Annotated in this window: 18 protein-coding genes; 13 read left to right on the forward strand and 5 right to left on the reverse strand. The window is 65.5% G+C overall.

Annotation, left to right across the window (positions count from 1 at the left end; genetic code table 11):
* The first annotated feature begins 74 nt into the window (after positions 1-74).
* The 11 genes from AC1C2O_RS15535 (at position 75) to AC1C2O_RS15585 (ending at position 11,628) form a co-directional block, all read left to right on the forward strand.
* Entirely contained in the window at positions 75-1,367 is a 1,293-nt protein-coding gene (locus tag AC1C2O_RS15535; RefSeq protein ID WP_495431340.1) for an ABC transporter substrate-binding protein, read from the forward strand.
* A gap of 97 nt (positions 1,368-1,464) precedes the next feature.
* Positions 1,465-2,454: a carbohydrate ABC transporter permease gene (locus AC1C2O_RS15540; protein WP_495431341.1), complete on the forward strand. Its 990-nt coding sequence runs from the start codon at positions 1,465-1,467 to the stop codon at positions 2,452-2,454.
* Complete coding sequence (locus tag AC1C2O_RS15545) at positions 2,451-3,392, forward strand: carbohydrate ABC transporter permease (RefSeq protein ID WP_495431342.1); 942 nt, start codon at positions 2,451-2,453, stop codon at positions 3,390-3,392. The genes AC1C2O_RS15540 and AC1C2O_RS15545 overlap by 4 nt, the downstream gene beginning before the upstream one ends.
* Before the next feature lie 30 nt (positions 3,393-3,422).
* A complete protein-coding gene (locus tag AC1C2O_RS15550; protein ID WP_495431343.1) occupies positions 3,423-4,070 on the forward strand; it encodes a hypothetical protein in 648 nt (215 codons plus the stop codon).
* A gap of 56 nt (positions 4,071-4,126) precedes the next feature.
* Entirely contained in the window at positions 4,127-5,650 is a 1,524-nt protein-coding gene (gene arfA / locus AC1C2O_RS15555) for an arabinosylfuranosidase ArfA (protein ID WP_495431344.1), read from the forward strand.
* A gap of 179 nt (positions 5,651-5,829) precedes the next feature.
* Positions 5,830-6,957 carry a Gfo/Idh/MocA family protein gene (locus AC1C2O_RS15560; RefSeq protein ID WP_495431756.1) on the forward strand — a complete coding sequence of 376 codons (1,128 nt, stop codon included), beginning with the start codon at positions 5,830-5,832 and terminating at the stop codon, positions 6,955-6,957.
* A gap of 3 nt (positions 6,958-6,960) precedes the next feature.
* Positions 6,961-8,133 carry a dihydrodipicolinate synthase family protein gene (locus AC1C2O_RS15565; RefSeq protein ID WP_495431345.1) on the forward strand — a complete coding sequence of 391 codons (1,173 nt, stop codon included), beginning with the start codon at positions 6,961-6,963 and terminating at the stop codon, positions 8,131-8,133.
* Positions 8,130-8,999: a sugar phosphate isomerase/epimerase family protein gene (locus tag AC1C2O_RS15570; protein ID WP_495431346.1), complete on the forward strand. Its 870-nt coding sequence runs from the start codon at positions 8,130-8,132 to the stop codon at positions 8,997-8,999. Before AC1C2O_RS15565 ends, AC1C2O_RS15570 begins: the two co-directional genes overlap by 4 nt.
* 10 nt (positions 9,000-9,009) lie before the next feature.
* Positions 9,010-10,047: a LacI family DNA-binding transcriptional regulator gene (locus AC1C2O_RS15575; protein WP_495431347.1), complete on the forward strand. Its 1,038-nt coding sequence runs from the start codon at positions 9,010-9,012 to the stop codon at positions 10,045-10,047.
* A gap of 30 nt (positions 10,048-10,077) precedes the next feature.
* Complete coding sequence (locus tag AC1C2O_RS15580) at positions 10,078-11,187, forward strand: glycerate kinase (RefSeq protein ID WP_495431348.1); 1,110 nt, start codon at positions 10,078-10,080, stop codon at positions 11,185-11,187.
* Positions 11,188-11,196: 9 nt separating this feature from the next.
* Positions 11,197-11,628 carry a hypothetical protein gene (locus AC1C2O_RS15585; RefSeq protein WP_495431349.1) on the forward strand — a complete coding sequence of 144 codons (432 nt, stop codon included), beginning with the start codon at positions 11,197-11,199 and terminating at the stop codon, positions 11,626-11,628.
* Between the two features lies 1 nt (position 11,629).
* Here AC1C2O_RS15585 and AC1C2O_RS15590 read toward each other — a convergent pair whose 3' ends face one another.
* Both AC1C2O_RS15590 and AC1C2O_RS15595 read right to left on the reverse strand, forming a co-directional pair.
* On the reverse strand, positions 11,630-12,757 hold the full coding sequence (locus tag AC1C2O_RS15590; protein WP_495431350.1) for a Gfo/Idh/MocA family protein: 1,128 nt from the start codon (positions 12,755-12,757) through the stop codon (positions 11,630-11,632).
* Entirely contained in the window at positions 12,757-13,578 is an 822-nt protein-coding gene (locus tag AC1C2O_RS15595; protein ID WP_495431351.1) for a sugar phosphate isomerase/epimerase family protein, read from the reverse strand. The genes AC1C2O_RS15590 and AC1C2O_RS15595 overlap by 1 nt, the downstream gene beginning before the upstream one ends.
* A gap of 97 nt (positions 13,579-13,675) precedes the next feature.
* On the opposite strand from AC1C2O_RS15595, the gene AC1C2O_RS15600 reads away from it, so the two are divergent.
* The gene (locus AC1C2O_RS15600; RefSeq protein WP_495431352.1) at positions 13,676-14,308 is read left to right on the forward strand and encodes a TetR/AcrR family transcriptional regulator; all 633 of its coding nucleotides are present in this window, start codon (positions 13,676-13,678) and stop codon (positions 14,306-14,308) included.
* Between the two features lie 31 nt (positions 14,309-14,339).
* Here the strand turns inward: AC1C2O_RS15600 and AC1C2O_RS15605 are convergent, their stop codons facing one another.
* Genes AC1C2O_RS15605 through AC1C2O_RS15615 form a run of 3 tightly spaced genes read right to left on the reverse strand, consistent with a single transcriptional unit; the run spans position 14,340 to position 19,120 of the window.
* On the reverse strand, positions 14,340-16,640 hold the full coding sequence (locus tag AC1C2O_RS15605) for a beta-galactosidase (protein WP_495431353.1): 2,301 nt from the start codon (positions 16,638-16,640) through the stop codon (positions 14,340-14,342).
* Positions 16,637-18,406, reverse strand: coding sequence for a glycoside hydrolase family 35 protein (locus tag AC1C2O_RS15610; protein WP_495431354.1), 1,770 nt, complete (start codon positions 18,404-18,406; stop codon positions 16,637-16,639). The genes AC1C2O_RS15605 and AC1C2O_RS15610 overlap by 4 nt, the downstream gene beginning before the upstream one ends.
* A gap of 39 nt (positions 18,407-18,445) precedes the next feature.
* Positions 18,446-19,120 (reverse strand): rhamnogalacturonan acetylesterase, encoded by a 675-nt coding sequence (locus AC1C2O_RS15615; protein WP_495431355.1) that lies wholly within the window; start codon positions 19,118-19,120, stop codon positions 18,446-18,448.
* A 190-nt stretch (positions 19,121-19,310) separates the two neighbouring features.
* Here AC1C2O_RS15615 and AC1C2O_RS15620 point away from each other — a divergent pair, with 190 nt between their 5' ends.
* Positions 19,311-19,976 carry a YesL family protein gene (locus AC1C2O_RS15620; protein ID WP_495431356.1) on the forward strand — a complete coding sequence of 222 codons (666 nt, stop codon included), beginning with the start codon at positions 19,311-19,313 and terminating at the stop codon, positions 19,974-19,976.
* Positions 19,977-20,032: the final 56 nt, after the last annotated feature.

A 20,032-nucleotide genomic window follows, 5' to 3' on the forward strand; every position in this document is an offset into this window, starting at 1 on the left:
CCACACTGCACCCACATGGACAATGAACGTTCGCCAGAGCACAGAGAACGCTGACGTTCACAGAGAGGACAAAGATGTTCAACAAGAAGCGGTCACTCGCAGCGGTCGCGCTCGTCACCGGCGCCGCCTTGGCCCTCGCCGGCTGCGCCGGCGGCGGCAACGAGCCAGCAGAGGAGCTCGACCCGGAGGCAGAAGTCACGCTCGACCTCGCATTCTGGGGAAACGACGTGCGCGCGGACCTGTACAACCAGGTCATCGAGGCGTTCAACGAGGAGCACCCGAACATCACGGTGAACGCCACCTTCCTGGGCTTCCCCGAGTTCTGGGAGAAGCGCCAGACCGAGGCTGCAGGCAAGAACCTGCCGGACGTCATGCAGTTCGACTACTCGTACCTTCGTCAGTACGCCGAGAACGGGCTTCTCCTCGACCTTGACCCGTTCCTGGGTGACATCATTCAGACCGAGCCGCTCTCCGAGAACATCCTGTCGATCGGCGTTGTGGCTGACACCACTTATGCGATCCCGACCTCTACCAACGCGTGGGGTCTGTTCACTAACCCGACGCTGCTCGCGACGGTCGGCGTTGAGGACTTCACCGGCGGCACATGGGCCGACTACACCGACTGGATGGCCGGTGTCACTGAGGCCGCAGGCGGCGAATTCTGGGGTGGCAGTGACTACACCGGTCGCATCCAGAACTTCGAGCTCCAGTTGCGTGCAGAGGGCGGGAACCTCTTCAATGAGGATGGCACGCTCGGCTTCGATGAGGATCGCCTCGCCGAATTCTGGGAAGAAGGGCAAGAGATCCGCGACGGAATCGGCGTCTCACAGCAGCTCGTCGAAGAGCTGAACCCCCTCGGCCCGTTCGATGCGGCGAAGGTCGCCAGCGAGCTCACCTGGGACAACTTCGGCAGCGGCTACCTCGGCAACCTCGGCGAGGGGTACACCGAACTGAATCTGCAGGCTCCACCCGTGACCGTTGAAGGTGCGAAGGACCTGTACCTGAAGCCCTCGATGCTGCACGCGATCTCCGCGAACACCGAGCACCCCGCGGCCGCCGCCACGCTGGTCGACTTCCTGATCAACTCGCCGGAGTCGGGTGAGATCTTCGGTACAAACCGCGGCTTGCCTGCGTCGAGCACCGCACTCGAGGCGGCCGACCTCGATCCGCTGAGCCTGCAGATCAAGGACCACGAGACCGCGATCGCCGACCGCCTCGGCGATGCCCCGCCGGTGCCGATCGTCGGCTACGGCACCATCGAAGAGAAGTTCCGCCAGCTCGGCGCTGAGCTGAACTTCGGCACGATCACCGTCGACGACGCTGTTGCGCAGCTCTTCACAGAGATCGACGTCGTCCTGAACGGCTGATCTGGCTGACGGACTCGGGGTCCGGGCGGTATCATCACCGCCCGGACCCCGTGTCCCGGACACCATCCGAACTGCCCTCATCACCACAGGAGTCCCCGTGAGCACGACTGAGACGAGAGTCATCGTCACCGGCGAGAAGCGGCGCCAGCCGCTGCGTCGCCGCCGGCCCGAGAGCCTGAACCGCCCCAGTCAGAAGCGTCGCCAGTTGCGCGAGACGGCCGCCGGATATGGTTTTCTCATCCCGTGGTTGATCGGCTTCTTCGGTCTCACGATCATCCCGATGGTGTACTCCCTCTACCTGTCGTTCACGCGGTACAACATCTTCCAGCCGCCCCGCTGGGTCGGCTTCGACAACTACGTGCGGCTGTTCACCAACGACCCGCAGTTCATGCAGTCGGCGCAGATCACGCTGATCTACGTGCTGGTCGGCACCCCGATCACTCTGGCCGCGGCCCTAGGGGTCGCGATGCTGCTGAACTACCGAGACAAGGGTTCCGGTTTCTTCCGCTCGGCGTTCTACGCCCCGAGCCTGATCGGTGGCTCGGTGTCGGTCGCGATCGTGTGGCGGGCGATGTTCGGATCTGACGGACCCGTCGACAGTGCGCTGAGTTCCATCGGCCTCGACCTGGGTGGCTGGATCGGCAACCCCGCACTCGTATTGCCAGCGATGATCGTGCTGGCGATCTGGCAGTTCGGCGCCACGATGGTGATCTTCCTGGCCGGCCTCAAGCAGGTGCCGAAGGAGCTGTACGAAGCCGCTGAGATGGACGGTGCGAACGCGTGGCACCGCTTCCGAGCAGTGACGCTTCCGATGCTCTCCCCGGTGATCTTCTTCAACCTGCTGCTCGGCCTGATCGGCGCCTTCCAGGTGTTCGCATCGGCGTACATCATCTCCAATGGCTCTGGTGGCCCCGCCGGCATGACGAACTTCATCACCCTTTATCTGTACAAGCGCGGCTTCGCCGACGGCCAGATGGGTTACGCCGCGGCGATCGCGTGGGTGCTGCTCGTCGTCGTAGCGATCATCGCCTTCATCCTCTTCAGAACCCAGCGTTCCTGGGTGCACTACGCGGGAGACAACCGATGAGTACTTCCAATGCCGCCACGACGTCCGGTGCGGCCTCCACTCCGGTCTTCGCCGCGCAGCAGACGACACCGGTCGGCCCCCCGTCCGCCCGCCGCCGGGTGAAGCGCAAGACCTGGCAGACCGTTGTGTGGCTTGTTGTCTTGCTGGTGCTCACCGCGATTGTGCTGTACCCCCTGCTGTGGCTGTTCTTCTCCACCTTCAAGCCCAACGCGGAGTTCGGCCAGAACCCCGGTCTGCTGCCGAACTCGCCCACGATCGAGAACTACATCAAGGTCGCAGACGGCATCGCCGGCGTGCCGATGTGGCGGTTCTTCCTCAACTCGCTCATCCTGGCCGTCGCGGCCGTGGTCGGCACGGTGCTGTCCTCGGCGCTGGCCGCGTACGCCTTCGCCCGCGTGCGGTTCAAGGGCCTTGGTATCCTCTTCGCCGCGATGATCGGGACGCTGCTGCTCCCGTTCCACGTCGTGATCATCCCGCAGTACATCATCTTCAACAACCTCGGACTGGTCGACACCTTCTGGCCGCTCGTTCTGCCGAAGTTCCTCGCCACCGAAGCGTTCTTCGTGTTCCTGCTCGTGCAGTTCATTCGGCAGATGCCGCGCGACCTGGACGAGGCTGCGCGCATCGACGGCGCTGGGCACTTCCGGATCTTCTGGGCGATCATCCTGCCGCTGATCAAGCCCGCCCTGATCACCTGCGCGATCTTCTCGTTCATCTGGTCGTGGAACGACTTCCTTGGGCCGCTGCTTTACCTGACGAGCCCTGACAACTACCCGCTACCGATCGCTCTGCGTCTGTACAACGACCAGACGTCCAGCAGCGACTACGGTGCTACCGTGACGGCCTCGTTCATCGCGCTGTTGCCGGTGCTGCTGTTCTTCCTGGCCTTCCAACGGTTCCTCGTCGACGGCGTCGCCACTCAGGGACTGAAAGGCTAAGTCGGCGTGGTCATGCAGGAGGAGATGACGATGTCCCGTCGCGAGGAGCGCACCGCCCGCCGGGCTGCACTCTCGGGCAGTGGCCCCACCAGGGGCGACGTGCCGCCCGCGCGCTTCCCGGGTGCCGGCGCGAAGTTCGCACTGTTCGGCGAGGTGCTGCTCACGGGGCTCCTCATCACGATCGTCGGCGTGCTGGTCGTCACACTGCCAGCGGCGCTGGCCGCTGGCGTGCGTCACCTGCGCCGGTTCATCGCGGCGGAGGACTCGCGACTGAGTCTGTTCTGGGCGGACGTGAAGTCGGCGATCCTGCCAGGCGTGCCGCTCGGTCTCGGCGCGACCCTCCTCGCCCTCGTGCTTCTGCTCGACATCGATCTGGCGCGGTCAGGCTTCCTGCCCGGAGGGGCGGCGATCGAGGTCATCGGCTGGGTTGGCCTCGCCGCCTGCGCACTCGCGCTACTCACCGCCGCCGGCGCGTGGACGCCCGAGCTCGGCTGGAGGGGTGCGCTGCGTGCGATCCCGAGCGTCGTCAGGGTCGACGTCGTCGGCGCCTGCTATCTCGTCGCTGCGGCAGTGTTCGTCGTCGCGACCACGTGGGCGCTCCCGCCATTGTTTGTCCCGGCGATCGGATGCGCGGCACTCGCTGTCGTCGCGATCCCAGAACGTCACCGTTCCCGCTGACCGCGGTCCTTTGAGCCGGTAAGACCACCGGCTTCCTCTCTCAGAACGGATGCCAGATGACTGACGCTTTCGGCCGCCTTGACCCCCACTACGAGATCGGCGACATCGACCGACGTGTGTTCGGCGGCTTCGTCGAGCACCTCGGACGTCACATCTACGACGGCATCCATGAGCCGACGCACGAGAGTGCCGACGCTGACGGCTTCCGCACCGATGTGATCGATCTCGTGACTGAGCTCGGGGTCTCGACGATCCGCTATCCCGGCGGCAACTTCGTCTCCGGTTACCGGTGGGAAGACGGCGTCGGCCCCGTAGAGGAGAGGCCCCGACGCCTCGACCTGGCCTGGCACTCCACTGAGACCAACGAGGTCGGGCTGCACGAGTTCCAGCGCTGGCTCGACAGGGTCGACAGCGACCTCATGCTCGCGGTCAACCTCGGCACGCGCGGGACCCAGGAGGCGCTCGATCTGCTCGAGTACGCCAACAGTTCTGCAGACACTGACTGGACGCGCCAGCGCGCCGCGAACGGGCAGCAGCAGTCGTTCGGTGTGAAGATGTGGTGCTTGGGTAACGAGATGGACGGCCCATGGCAGGTGGGGCACCGCAACGCCGACGATTACGGCAAGCTCGCCTCGCGTACGGCGAAGGCGATGCGGATGCTCGATCCCGGTATCGAACTCGTCGTGTGCGGCTCATCCTCGCGAGGCATGCCGACGTTCGGTTCGTGGGAGCGCACCGTGCTCGAGCACACGTTCGACGACGTCGACTTCATCTCGTGTCATTCCTACTATCAGGAGCACGGCGGAGATGCGCAGGAGTTCCTGGCATCCGGCGTAGACATGGCGAAGTTCATCGATTCGGTCGTGGCGATCGCCGACTCGGTCGCGGCGACGCGGAAGAGCGATAAGCGCATCATGATCTCGTTTGATGAGTGGAACGTCTGGTATCTCCACCGGGAGGACGGAACGCAGTCGGGGGAGGAACTGAAGGACAAGGGCTGGCCGGTCGCTCCAAGGCTGCTCGAGGATCAGTATCACGCCCTCGATGCCGTGGTCTTCGGAGACCTGCTCATCACCCTGCTGCAGCATTCTGACCGCGTTCGTTCGGCGTCGCTCGCGCAGCTGGTCAACGTGATCGCACCGATCATGACAGAGCCCGGCGGGCCGGCATGGCGGCAGACGACCTTCTTCCCGTTCTCGATCACCTCCCGCCTGGCGGGCGAGCGCGCGGTGCGTGTGCCTGTGACAGGCGGCACCTTCACGAGCGAGCGGTTCGGCGAGGTGGCCGCCGTGAACGCGGTTGCGACGATCGACGACGATGGCGTCTCAGTGTTCGTGGTGAACCGTTCGACGACGGATGCCGCGCAGCTGCGCCTCGATCTGACGCAGGTCGGGGCGGCTTTCGGCCGTGAGCTCACCATCATCGAGTCGCACCTGCTGCACGATGACGACATCTACGCAGCCAATACGCTCCAGGACCCCGAGCGCGTGGGCGTGCGCCCCGCTGATGCAACAACCTCCGGCGTCGAGCTCTTGCTGAGCCTGCCGGCGGTCTCTTGGGTGGCGCTGCGGTTGGCCTGAGCAACAGCGTGCGGGGCGGCTTGCGGAAAGCGCGTTCCGGTGTCATGATAAATCAATTGGAAAGCGCTTACCGAGTTGTGGTGGGCCGGAGAAAAGGAACGAAAGTGTCAGAGACGACCACGCTCGCTACCGCCCCCGCGGCATCCACTCGCCCCCAGGTGCGCGAGATCGGCATCATCATGAATGGCGTCTCCGGGCGAATGGGCTACCGGCAGCACCTGGTGCGGTCGATCCTCGCAATCCGGGATCAGGGGGGCATCGAGCTTTCCGACGGCACGAAGGTGACGGTGAAGCCGATTCTTGTCGGTCGCAACGAGATCAAGCTCGCTGAACTTGCGGCTCTGCACGGCATCGAGGACTACACGACCGATCTGGACGCGGCGCTCGCTGATCCGCGGTGGGAGATCTACGCCGACTTCCTGGTGACGAAGGCCAGAGCATCCGCCATCCGCAGGGCGATCGCGGCGGGCAAGGCGATCTACACCGAGAAGCCCACTGCGGAGACTCTCGAAGAGGCGCTCGAACTTGCACGTCTGGCGAAGGATGCCGGCGTGAAGACCGGTGTGGTGCATGACAAGCTCTACCTGCCAGGCCTGCAGAAACTCAAGCGACTCATCGACTCGGGCTTCTTCGGTCGCATCCTGTCGGTCCGAGGTGAGTTCGGATACTGGGTGTTCGAGGGCGACTGGCAGCCAGCGCAGCGCCCGAGCTGGAACTACCGCACCGAGGATGGCGGCGGCATCATCACCGACATGTTCCCGCACTGGAACTACGTGCTGCAGAACCTGTTCGGTGAGGTCAAGAGCGTCTACGCGCAGGCCGCGGTCCACATCTCCGAGCGCTGGGACGAGAACGGTGAGAAATACACCGCTACCGCCGAGGATGCCGCCTACGGCATCTTCGAGCTCGAAGGCGGCGTCATCGCCGAAATCAACTCCAGCTGGACGGTGCGCGTGAACCGCGACGAGCTCGTCGAGTTCCAGGTCGACGGTACGCACGGATCCGCAGTGGTCGGACTCTTCGGTGCGAAGATCCAGCCGCGTAACGCCACGCCCAAGCCGGTCTGGAACCCTGACCTTGAGGACACTCACGACTACGACGCTGACTGGCAGCAGGTTCCCACCAACGAGATCTTCCTGAACGGTTTTCGCCAGCAGTGGGAGGAGTATCTGGAGTCCTTCGTGCTCGGCACCGACTATCCATTCGACCTTCTTGCGGGGGCCAAGGGCGTGCAGTTCGCCGAGGCGGGCCTCACCTCCAGCGCCGAGGGTCGCAAGGTCGTTCTCGAAGCTCTGACGCTGGACTGACCCATGACAATGCTTCGCCTTCTCTCCGCTGATGGTCTGCTGTCGGATGCCACGCTGAACGACACGGGCGCGTACACCCGCCCGATCGCGCCGCTGCGCAGCCGCGTGGCCTTTGCCGCCGCGCACGTTGTCCCCAAGGTTCATGCTGACAACACTCCTGGGCAGCCAGCAGACATCGACTGGGATGCAACTCTCGCATTCCGTCGCAACGTTTACTCGTGGGGCCTCGGGGTTGCCGATGCGATGGACACCGCGCAGCGCAACATGGGACTGGACGCGGCAGCCACACGCGAACTCATCGCCCGCAGCGCCGAAGTAGCCCGTGAGGAGGGCGGTTCGGTCGTCGTCGGTGTCAACACCGATCACGTCGCCGAATCGCACATCTCGCTTAGCGCCGTGATCGACGCCTACAAGGAACAGTTGCACTTCACTGAGGAACAGGGCGCAGCCCCAGTGCTGATGGCTTCGCGCCACCTCGCTCGTGTGGCGACGGATGCCGCGGACTACCGCCGCGTGTACCGCGAGGTGCTGCAGTCGGCGACCGTGCCCGTGGTGCTGCATTGGCTCGGTACCGCTTTTGACCCAGAGCTCCGTGGCTATTTCGGTGCGGAGGACTGGCAGAGCGCATCCGCGGTCTTGTTGGACATCATCGAGGAGAACCCGGGAAAGATCGCCGGGGTCAAGATGAGTCTGCTCAACGCCGAGTCCGAGATCTCGGTGCGCTCGCGCTTGCCTGAGCACGTGCGCATGTTCACCGGCGACGACTTCAACTACGTCGACCTCATCGGCGGAGACACTGTCGGTCGAGGCAGCAGTCACTCTGACGCGCTCCTCGGCGCGTTCGCCGCAATCACGCCGGTCGCCTCGGTGGCGATTCAGGCGCTGGATGCGGGAGATCCAGAGGCGTACCTGCGCATACTCGGGCCCACTGAGGAACTCAGCAGACAGGTGTTCGCCGCGCCGACCTTCTACTACAAGACGGGTGTGGCGTTCCTGTCCTGGCTGAATGGTCATCAGCCGGCTTTTCAGATGATCGGAGGGCTCCACTCGGCACGAAGCCTTCCGCACCTCAGCCGCATCGTCGAGCTTGCGAACGCATCGCTCGCGCTGGAAGACCCTGAACTCGCCCACACGCGCTGGCACGCGATGCTGCGCTTGAACGGAGTGGACGCATGAACGTTCCAGACCCGCGCCTGTCTATCAACCAGGCCACCATCAAGTACGCCGACCTGGCCACAGCGCTTCGGGTGACGGTCGAGGCCGGAGTCCAGGCGATCGGGTTGTGGCGTGAGCCGGTACAGGCGGTCGGCTTGACGGAGGCGGCGGCCATGCTCGCGGGCTCAGGGCTGCGGTTCACCACGCACTGCCGCGGCGGCTTCTTCACGATCCCCGAGGGGCCAGCACGTCGAGCGTCGATCGATGACAACCGGGTCGCGATCGAAGAGACTGCCGTCCTCGCGGCGGCCGGCGCTGAAGGATCCACTGCCACCCTCGTGCTCGTCGCCGGCGGCCTGCCAGAGGGCTCGCGCGATCTGGTTGGTGCTCGTGAGCGAGTCCGCGACGCCATCGGGGAACTCGCCCCTGACGCTGCCGCCGCAGGTGTGACCCTCGCGGTCGAGCCGCTGCATCCGATGTATGCGTCCGATCGTTGCGTGGTGGCCACTCTCGGGCAGGCGTTGGACATCGCGGCAGACTTCGACCCGGCCGTCGTTGGCGTCACGGTGGACACCTTCCACATCTGGTGGGATCCGGAGGTGATCTCGAGCATCCAGCGTGCTGGTCGTGAGAGACGCATCGCGACGTACCAGGTTTGTGACTGGAAGACACCGCTTCCGCTGGATGTGCTCCTCGGCCGCCACTACCCGGGTGAAGGCGTCATCGACTTTGGGCCGATGACCCGAGCGGTACTGGATAGCGGGTACGACCGAGACATCGAAGTGGAGATTTTCAACGAGAAAGTCTGGGCGACAGACCCGCTCGAAGTCGTTCGCCGAACCGCTGCGGGCTTCGGTTCCGCCATTTCGCCGCACCTCACCGCCTAGAATCACGATTGTGACTGACGTTCCTGCTCCCGCGCACTCCGGCTCAGCCACGCTGCACGACGTGGCACGAGAAGCCGGTGTCTCTTTGGCCACCGCATCGAGGGCGCTGAACGGCTCGACGCGCAAGGTCGCTGACTCCTATCGGGAGCGGGTCGAGGCGGCCGCTGAAAGGCTCGGATACACCGCGAACCTCTCTGCGCAGGCGACGGCCCGTGGCACGTCGGCCATCATTGCACTGCTCGTGGCTGACATTGCCGACCCGTACTTCGGCGAACTGGCATCCGGCGTCGCCCGAGGAGCCGATGAGTCGGGACTGGTCGTCACGATCGCGATCACCGAACGCGACCCAGAGCGCGAGGTGCGCCTCGTGCGGGCCCTGCGTGGTCAGCGGCCGCGCGGCGTGATTCTTGCGGCATCCCGTCCCTCTCCCGAGATCGCCCCAGAACTGGCCAAAGAGCTCGACGCGGTGACGGCGTCCGGTGGGCGGGTCGTGGCTCTTGGTGTCGGATCCGACACCGTGCGCGCCGTCGGGATCGACAACCGAGGGGGAGCCAAAGCCCTGGGCGACGCACTCGCCGAGCGAGGATATCGTCAGGCAATCGTGCTTGCAGCCGCCGAGGGCGTGGTGACCAGCGATGCACGGCTGGCCGGATTCGAAGAGGGATTCACCGCTGCAGGCGGAGCGCAACCGCGCGTCTACCGTGGTGCCTTCACGCGTGATTCGGGCACCGACGTCATGGCGCAGGCACTTGAGGACGGCATCGACCCAGGAACGCTCGTGTTCGGCATCAGCGACGTGGTCGCTATCGGTGCTCTGTCGGCGATCCGTGCGGCCGGGCGCGAGGTTGGCGCCGACATCGCTCTGTGCGGGTTCGACGACATTCCCACCGGGCGCGACGTAACCCCGGCCCTCACGACCGTGCATGTGCCGTTGGAAGACGTCGGATACGAGACCTTCCGCGCGGCGACTGATCCGGAGTGGGTGCAGGACGACGATGCGCTCCGCCTCGAAGTTCTCCTGCGATCCAGTACGCCCCCGCTGTCTTGACCGACGACACGCTCATAGGGGGAGACATAGATGACTAAGGTCGTACTCGCACCGGACAGCTTCAAGGGGTCCATCACTGCGGCTGATGCCGCACAGGCGCTCGCCGATGGGTGGGCCGCCGTCGATCGGACGGCTGAGTTCGTGATGCGCCCCATGGCCGACGGTGGCGAGGGCACGGCGGCCGCGTTCGATGCGGCCGTGCCCGGTGCCGTGCGAGTGCCGGTGCGCGTGGACGGACCTGCGGGAGTGCCGGTGGACGCCGAATGGCTGCTTCTCCCACCGACGGATGCCACGCCCGGCGGCACCGGTGTGATCGATCTGGCATCAACGTCTGGCATCGAGTTGGTCGACGACCTGCGCCCCTTCGACGCTGACACGACCGGATTCGGTCAGGCGATCGTCGCCGCGCTCGATCATGGCGTCTCTCGCCTCGTGCTCGGTATCGGATCGAGCGCCTCGACGGATGGGGGTACCGGGTTGCTGACCGCGCTCGGCGCGCGCTTCACCGATGTCGACGGGTTACCGATCGCGCCCGGTGCCCGCGGACTGCTGGATCTTGCGGTGGTTGATCTCGAAGGCCTTCGCTCTGCGCCTGAGGTGCTCGTTCTCTCGGATGTCACGAATCCGCTGGTCGGGTCGCACGGTGCTGCGGCCGTGTTCGGACCGCAGAAGGGGCTGACGGATGCCGTCGACATCGTGCGCGTCGACGCCGCACTGGTGCGCCTCGCCGATCTGCTCGGCTTTGACCCGCAGTTGCCTGGCTCCGGTGCAGCCGGCGGGGCCGGCGCAGCACTGGCGCGCTGGGGTGCCGAGCTCGCTCCGGGTGCTGGTGAAGTCGCGCGGCTGATCGAACTCGACGAAGCGATCGCCGACGCCGACATCGTCGTGACCGGAGAGGGCTCCTACGACGGTCAGTCCGGCGACGGCAAGGTGCCCTCGTTCGTAGCGGGGGTCGCGGCGGAGGCGGGGGTGCGTGCGGTACTGGTCGCCGGGCGGATCACCTCAGACGCCGATACATCACTATTCAGCGCATCCGTGTCTCTCACAGATCTCGCCGGTTCAGGGGAAGCAGCTATCGCCGACCCGCGTCGCTGGCTCCATGCAGCCGGTAGCGCGCTCGCACGCAACTCACCCGCTTAAGCTGTGTCGGTGACTGACAGCAAGGCATACCAGGGCAAAGGCTACTGGGCGACCCAGATCGCGGGGTCTGCGGTGCTGGCCGTTCTGTTCGCGTTTCTGGCGGTTGTCATCGCGATCTCGCCGGGCGAAGACTCGGCTGGTCAGTCCTTCATGGTCGGACTGACCAGCCTCCTCTTCTTCGGTGTACTGATCTGGCTGGTGAAGCAGTACTCCAGGCAAAGCGCAGAGCAACGTGCGGTCTACGCGTGGGTGATCATGCAGCAGTACGGCGACCGAGTCCACTATGACGTGGCCGGCGATGTCCAAACGATGGGCATCGCGCAACGCGCCAGCCTCGGTGAGCTCACGCGTGCCGAGATCGAACAGCTCCAGTCTCTGCGTCCGGACGTGTCCTACCCGGGAAAGCTCCCGCCCTCTGCCGCCGCTTCTCCCGAACTCTGACTCAGAGGGTTCTGGCCAGCGGGTCGAAGTCCGCACCCAGCGCACCTACCGGGTCGAGAGTGCTCTCGATCGGAACGAAGGCGCTGCTATCGGCCGTGGCGGCCTCCTCGATCGTGAGGAGGGTGTCGAGCACGTGGTAGCCGAGCTCGCCGGTGGCGACGTGCGGACGGCCGGCACGGATCGAGCGGGCCATGTCGAGCACGCCGAGACCGCGGCCGGTCAGGATGCCCTCCTGCGGCAGGTCGATGCGGATCGGATCGGATCCGGCATCCGGAGCCGGGCGCACGATGGTGAGCTCTCCGCCGAACGTGTTCGGGTCGGGGATGATCAGCGAACCCTCCGTGCCGTGGATCTCGACGAGACCCTGGCGGCGCAGCGCCGAGTCGGTGCTGTACAGGCTCTGGCCCTGGCCGCCGTTCTCGAACTGCATGAGCACGGAGACGGTCGAGGGCACCTCGACAGGGAAGGTTTCGCCTGCGAGCGGACCGACCTGCACCGTGCGGTGCTCGGATCCTTTGAGCCCGAGAGCTGCGACAGCTGCGACCGGGCCAAAGATGTGCACGAGCGTGGAGACATAGTACGGCCCCATGTCGAGCAGCGGCCCGCCGCCCACGGCATAGAGGAAGCCAGGGTTCGGGTGGAAGATCTCCGGCCCCTGCCACTGGAACGTCGTCTGCGCGAAGAGCGGACGCCCGATGTCACCGCGGGCGATCGCCCGCTTCGCGGTCTGTACGCCGGGGCCGAGCACGGTGTCGGGTGCGACGCCGACGCGCAGGCCGCCCGCTCCCGCCTTCTCGAGCAGTCCGCGCGAGGATGCGCGGTCGACGCCGATCGGCTTCTCGGTCCAGACGTTCTTGCCTGCCGCGATGATGCTCTCCGATACCGCGACGTGCACGGCGGGGATGGTGAGGTTGATGACGATCTCGATGTCGGGGTCGTTCAGCACGACATCGACGCCGCCGGCGTTCGGGACGCCATACTTCGCTGCCTGCTCACGAGCACGGTCCTCGAGGAGGTCGCCGACGGCGAGGACGGTGACGTCGGGGAACTGTGTGAGGTGTGACAGGTACTGATCGCTGATGTTGCCTGCGCCGATGATGCCGACGCCGACGGGTCCGCTGGCGGCCATCAGCGGGTGACCTTCTCAGCCGGGACGGTCTCATCGAGGAACACGCGGCTCGCCTCGATGGCCGCATACAGGTCGCCATCGAAGTGATCGAACTCGACGACGGCGAACTCGAGAGCGCTCGCAGTGGCAAGCGCCTCCGCGAGCGGCACGACGCCTTCGCCTGCCGGAACCTGATCTGCAGGCGGATACGCGTTCACCTTCTCGGCGTCGAGTGTGCCGTCCTTCACATGCACGGCGACGACGCGGTCACCGAGGGTGCGCAGCAGCGCGAGGACGTCGACGCCAGCGCGGGCCGCCCAGTACAGGTCGACTTCGAGCACGACGCGCGGGTCGAGGTGATTTGCGAGGATCTCCAAACCGGTTTCTTCGCCGAAACGTGCCTCGAGCTCGTGAGCGTGGTTGTGATATCCGATGCGGATGCCGCGCGCGGCGGCCGCATCGGCGGCGACGTTGAGCAGCGAGGCGATCTCCTGGATCTGCTCGACGCTGGTCCAACGGGCAGGGTCGGTGTACGGCTCGATGACGACTGTCATCCCGAGCTTCTCCGCTGCGGTGAAAGTCTCGTCGAGGGTCGGGACGTCGCTGTCCGTCGTGCTGCCATCGGGGTTCACGAAGGATGCGGATGCCACGAACGCGTGCCCCGTCGGAGAGGAGAGTCCGCGAGATGACAGCGCGGCGGCGAGCAAATCTGCGCGACGCACGAAGTTGTAGGGCTCGACTGTCGTGAAGCCGCGCGCGGCGATGGCGTCGAGCGTCTTATCGAGGTCTGCGTCAAGGTCTTGGTTGACGGTGAAGAGCTGGATGGAAGTGAGAACGGACAAGTGTGAATGCTCCTCGTTGAGGTGATTTCAATGGTGTGGTGCGACAGTATCAGAGAAAACCCCCGTGTGGAGGTTTTTTCTGAGTAGGATCATGATCATGACAGCCGAAGCCGGGATGCCGGCACCCGATGCCGGTGCTGATGCCCCGAGAGCACCCTCCCGAGGTGCCTATGCCAAGGGTGTGGCCAGGCGTCAGGAGATCCTCGATCGTGCGATCGAGGTGTTCGCACAGCGCGGCGCCGATCGCACCAGTTTGCGTGCCATCGCTGAAGCCGTCGGAGTGACCCACGCGGCACTCAGGCACTACTTCGGGTCGCTGGAAGAGCTTCTCATCGAGGTCTATCGGGAGTCGTCGCGCACGATCGCCTCGACGGAGATCCCGGGCGCTGAGCCTGAACCCGTCGGGGGCATGAGTCGATCGGCGGAGCGCAACCGGGAGATCCCTGGGCTCGTGCAGCTGTACTCGACACTCGTGTCATCCGCGCTCGAGGAAGGGCATGCGCACGCAACGGCCTGGGCGACGCAGCGCTTCGCGCACCTGCGCGCCGAGATCGCCGAGCAGGTGCGCGGGCAGCAGCAAACCGGGCGCATGCGCGCCGATGTCGACCCTGACGCCGTCGCAGCCCTCATCATCGCGGCATCCGATGGTCTTCAGACGCAGTGGCTTCTGGATGAGTCGACGAAGCAGTCCGAGGCTCTCGCGCTCCTCGAACTGTTCCTCGCCGCCTGAAGCGGCTCAGACGCCCAGCAGCGCCTCGAACTCAGGCGTCGGTCGCACGCCAGAGTCCGCGGGAGCGGACGGTGACGGAGGGCGCACCGCGGAGTCCGTCGTCTGAGGCAGCACGGAGTCTCGCTGCCGCCTGCTGAGCGAGCGCGACCGTTGAGTGGGACGAGAGCGGCAGGACGCGCAACGTCACAGCGCTGTGCCCGGTCACGCCGACGTCGATGAGTGACACCTGCCATCTGGTGCCGTCCCAGAAGCGGTCATCGACCGTGACATCGTCCACGCGCAGTTGTCCGACATCTCCCTCCCAGTCGATCTCGAGCACGGCATCATGCGCGGGATCGGCGGCCCACTCTGGCAGCTCGAAGACGTAGACGGCGGCCGAAGCATCCACAATCGCGGCCTCTGGTGCGCGATGACGGCCTGCGCCGAAACCATAGTCGACTGGGACCTCGTTCGCGGCTCGCGATGGGACGATTGTTACGTTCGACTGCGCAGCCTGGGCGCCGCGAGGCTCCACCTCGCACGGCACCCATGTGCGCGACTGCGGATCGTATTTATCGAGGCTTGCGGAGCCGGCATCGGAGCGCAGCCACACGGTCCGCTCGTCCCAGGAGAGTTCGGCATACGTGCGCAGAAGGTGCCGATTGCCGCGCGCATCTTCGCGCACCCAGATCCGTGCCGCCTCGGAGTCCGGGAGCACCAGGATGTCTGCCCCGGTGGTCCGGATCGGCGAGGCGCTCGGTTGGATCGTCACCGGCGCCGTGTCGCCGATCGCGATCTCAACGGGAATGCCGGCATCAGCCACCAGTACGAGTGTCGACGTCGCACCCGGCAGCACGGTGAGCGCCGAGGCCGTCACCCAGCGCACGTGTGCACCGCCGATGCGCAGGCCGAGTGGCCAGCGCGCGAGTGTGCCGGATGGGATGTCGACGGGGCGAGAGGGCACCGTGATCGAGCCGGCACCCATCTCGATCTGCAGTTGTACGTCGCTGACGGACTCAAGCCGCTCGTAAGGCTGGTGGTGGGAGATGATGGCAAACCCCTCGGCGCCGTCGCTGCGCAGCGACCAGCGCAGCGCGTCGCGGTCATCAACTCCGCTCGGACGGGCCTCCGGAAGAGTGGATGTCATATCGGCCAGCCGATCGCCGAATGCGTTCAGGAAGGAATGCTGCGCACGAAGCAGCGGTGCCGTACCGCCCAGGTCTCCGGATTGACGGATCGGGGCGTGGAAGTCGTAGCTGAGTTCCGGCATGTCGTTGGGGTAGCCGGTCGACTGCGTCTCCTGCATCCCTGGTGCGGGGTTGCGGCCTCCGGAATACATGAAGTAGCCCTGCCATGCCGACCCGTTGCCGATCTTGGTGTGCGCGAGCGCGGCGGTGTCCTTCGGGTCAAGCACCGGACGGCGGTGGTACGCGGTGGCCATGCCGCCGCCGAGTTCGCAGGTCGCCGGGGGAAAGCCATGCAGATCTGTTGTGGGGACGACTTCGACCGCGATGGCTGGGTCGCTGTGGATCGCGCGGACGTCCGCACCGACACCCGGATCGTCCCAATCGTGGGACGGCAGGAAATGTGCACGGAAGGTGGGGTCCCACGGCTGATCAGGATCGACCCAGAAGCCGTCGGCATAGCCCCCGAACAGCGGGAAGACCTCGCCATGCGGCAGGTCGGCACCGCCCCACGCGGTGGCCGTCCACAGCGGAGCCGTGATCCCCGCTTCGCGCGCCATCCGCTTGAGAGTCACAAGATGCTCTGGGCGATCGTAGAGTTCGTTCTCCAACTGGATGGCGATGACAACCCCGCCAGGGGTGGCGCGTCCAGCGAGCGCTTCGGCCAGCTGGCCGAACCATTCCCGCACGAGTGCGAGGTAACGCGGATCGTCGCTGCGGTGGGTCAGATCCTGCTGCTGCACCCAATCGGGGAAGCCGCCATTGCGCGCTTCACCGTGCGCCCACGGGCCGATTCTCAACACGACCTCGAGGCCGGCCGTCTCGCACTCGTCGACAAAGGCGCCGACATCGAGAGCGCCCTCGAAATCGGCTGCGCCGGCAGAGGGGGCGTGGTGCAACCAGAACACGTATGTCGAGGCCACGGTGAGGCCTGCCGCGCGCATCTGGCACAGCCGCTCTGCCCACCTGGCACGGGGCAGACGGCTGTAGTGCACTTCCCCCGAGATCGGAATCCATCCGATTCCTTCGCGCAGAATCGCACGTTCCGTGACAGTGATCCCGCGGCCGGCATCCTCCGTTGTCGGCATGCCGGCAGAACGTGCCGGCACCGACCAGGGCAGGTGGCGGGCAGTCAGCGGGCCGACTGGGCCGCGCTCCGACGCGCTCATTCGACTTCGTGTCCGAGGTTCGGGCGAGCGAGGAAGCGCGCCGTCGCATCAGTCATCGCCTCGAGCTCGACGATGACGATCTCGTTGCGGCCCTGCTTCGTCACCGGCCCCGGCACGTACAGAGTGCGCTGGGGTCCACGACGCCAGTATCGACCAAGGAAGAAGCCGTTGATCCAGGCGTAGCCCTTGCCCCAGCCTGCAGTGTCGAGGAAGAGATCCGCGGGCGCATCCAGGTCGAATCCTGCGCGCAAACCCACCGGACCGGCCGCATGGGCGTTGGCGATCGCAACCGAATCGCGCGAATCGCTCGACGCGTTCGCGACGGCATGGGCGAGTCGGGGGACGTCGATGCTGCGCACCTGCCAGGGGCCGTCCACAGGGATGCCGTTGAGCGTCGGTGCGGAGATGATTCCCTTGTGCTCGCCGATCTTCGTGTCGTAGTTGACACGTCCGGTCTCTTCGACCAGAAGGCGAAGGCGATCCCCGGGAGGAAGAGCAAGGGCAAGATCACCGGTTGTCCGCTGAAGCATGCCGACGGGGCGGTCATCCAGAGTCACCCATGCGACGTCTCGAACGTCCGCCGCCAGCACCGTCGTCTCCTCGGATGCGATGCGAGTCGAGTACTCCACGAGCACGACGTCGGCGCCGAGATCATCCATCGACGGCGGGGTGCTGAACTCGCCGTGGTCGAAGGCTGTTGATGGGAGCGGGTTTCCGACGCTCTCGAGTGGGACGGTCAACGTCGGTGCCTCGATGGCCGTGGGCAGCGGATCCGAAGGAACCGCAGCATGTTTTGCGATCACATTGCGGAACGCGTGGAACTTCTCGGTGAGATCGCCCGACTCGCTGATCGGCGCGTCGTAGTCGTAGCTCGTCACGAGCGGCAGATAGCGTCCGGAATCGTTCGCTCCGGCGGTCAGACCGAAGTTCGTGCCGCCGTGGACCATGTAGATGTTGACGGATGCTCCGGCGCTCAGCAGCAGATCGAGATCGGCGGCGCTGTCTGCGAATGTCGTGGTGTGGTGCTTCTCGCCCCAGTGGTCGAACCAACCGCACCAGAACTCCATGCACATCAGCGGGCCGGTGCTCTGGTGCTCGCGCAGAGTGGCGAGGCGTTCGTGGATGCGAGAGCCGAAGGATCCGGTTTTATGAAGCCCCTCGTGTGCGCCGTTCTCGAGCATGTGCGGGATCGGCTGGTCTACCTGGGTTAGTGGCACGGTGATGCCCGCGTCGCGCGTGAGTCGGATGAGCTCTGCGAGGTAGGCCTTGTCTGAGCCGTAGGCGCCGTATTCGTTCTCGATCTGCACCAGGATGACGCTGCCGCCGGTGTCGATCTGGCGTGGAGCGATGATGTCGTTGATCTTTTCCAGGTAGCCGGTGACGGCTTCGATGTAGCGAGGGTCAGAGCTGCGGAGTCGTACCTCCGGGTCGGCGGTGAGCCAGGTCGGCAGACCGCCGTTGTGCCACTCGGCGCACACGTACGGCCCTGGGCGCACGATCGCGTGCATGCCTTCTTCGGCGATCAGATCGAGAAAGAGGCCGAGGTCGTTCTGGCCGGTGGCATCCCACTGACCTCTGACCGGCTCATGCGCGTTCCAGGCGACGTAGGTCTCGATGGTGTTGAGTCCCATGAGGCGAGCCTTGCGGATGCGATCACGCCAGTGGCCCGGATGAATTCGCGGGTAGTGCATCGCCCCCGAAATGATCTGAAGCGGTGCGCCGTCGAGAAGAAAATCGGTGTCACCGATCTCAAAGCGGGAAGTCATTGATGTCCTTTCGGGGGAGTGGTCTTCGACGCAATCGCGTCAGCTGACGATCTGCGAGCCTTTCGCGGGCTGGTCGCCGCCCTGTCGTGCGATCGCACGCAGCGAGCGGGCAACGAACGCCGCAATGCGATCGGCGCCTTCGACGCGGAAGTGCGTGTTGTCGGTCAGCCCGTCGGGCCACGCGGCTGCCTCTCCCGGAGCGAAGTGCGAAAGCATGCGTGTGGACTCGGCCTCGCCGAGATCTTCATACAGCCAGGAGGTGAAAGCCGTGAGGTCGATGAGTGGGGAATCGAGCTCATGGGCGAGATCTCGCACAGCGTTCGGATAGTCGCCGTGCGTCGGAGTCAGCTGACCGGCGTCGTCGAACCAACGACGTTCGCATGACGTGCACAGCACCGCGAGGGCGCCCTGCTCGTGAACATCGGCGACCATGCGGCGCAGCCGATCGGTGTAGCCGCTGCGAGCGGCGAGTTCTGGCTGCTTCTGGTCGTTGTGTCCGAACTGGATCACGACGGTGTCGCCCGTGCGGACCTCAGACAGAAGCTCTGCCCAGCTGCCGGAGGAGAGGAAAGATTCGGTGGTCGCGCCGCCGAAGCCGAGGTTTCGGACGGGGAGTTCGACATGTCGTTCAAGGAAGTGTCCCCACCCCGACATCGGACTCTCTGCGGGCTTCATGGGAGCGACGGTCGAGTCGCCTGCCAGGTGATAGATCATCTTCGATTCCTCAAACGCTGGGCACCACTGTGGGATGCGAACGGCTGTGACAGCAGTGTGTCATGGATAGCGCTTTCCTGCTGTGGTTGACGCGTCCTGGTTCGTGGGTTAGCATCGGGAACGGAAAGCGCATTCCCGCCCCGAAACCGTATCGCTGACACGCGCGGAATGCCGATCGATGGAGATCCTCATGAGCAATAGAACCGCGTCAGGCGGGTGGGCGATCCGCGCCCATGCAGCCTGCGACTGGCTGTTCTGGGTCATGACGGTGAATGTCCTCTGGTACGTCTTCACCCTCGCTGGCGGCATTGTGCTCGGCGCGGCGCCGGCATCAGTCGCAGCCGCCGAGCTCACCCGCCGCCGGCTCCGCGGTGAAGCTTTCCCAGCCGTGCGCACGTTCGCCGAGGCATGGCGTCGCGAGTTCTGGCGAGCGAACGCCGTATTGGCGCCCATCCTGATCATCGGCGCCATCCTCACGGTGAACACGATCGGCTTCGCCGGTGCAGGCACGCTCGCCGAGGCATCCGGAATTCTCACTCTGGCAGCACTCGTGCTCACGTTCGCGCTGCTGGCCGTCGTCGTCCCGCTCTACGTCCACTACGACCTGCCGCTACGGGCCTACGTTCTGACGGCGTCCAGATGGATGCTGCGCAACCTCGCCCACGTGCTGCTGCTGGTTCTCGCTGCTGTCGTCGTCGTCACCGCGAGCCTGATTCTTCCGGGCATCATCCCGTTCCTCTCGCTCGGCACGTGGCTCACGATCGACACAGCCCTGTGCCTGGCCTTCTTCGCAGCGAACGACCGGCAGCTCGCCGCCGCTGTTGTCGCCGACGCGGTTCCCATCGCCGCTGGCTGACCATCCCGATCCCGCCAACCTCACCCCTGCAACCTCACCCCTGCATCTCGCAACAG

This window comes from Microbacterium sp. Y355 (genome assembly GCF_059445345.1).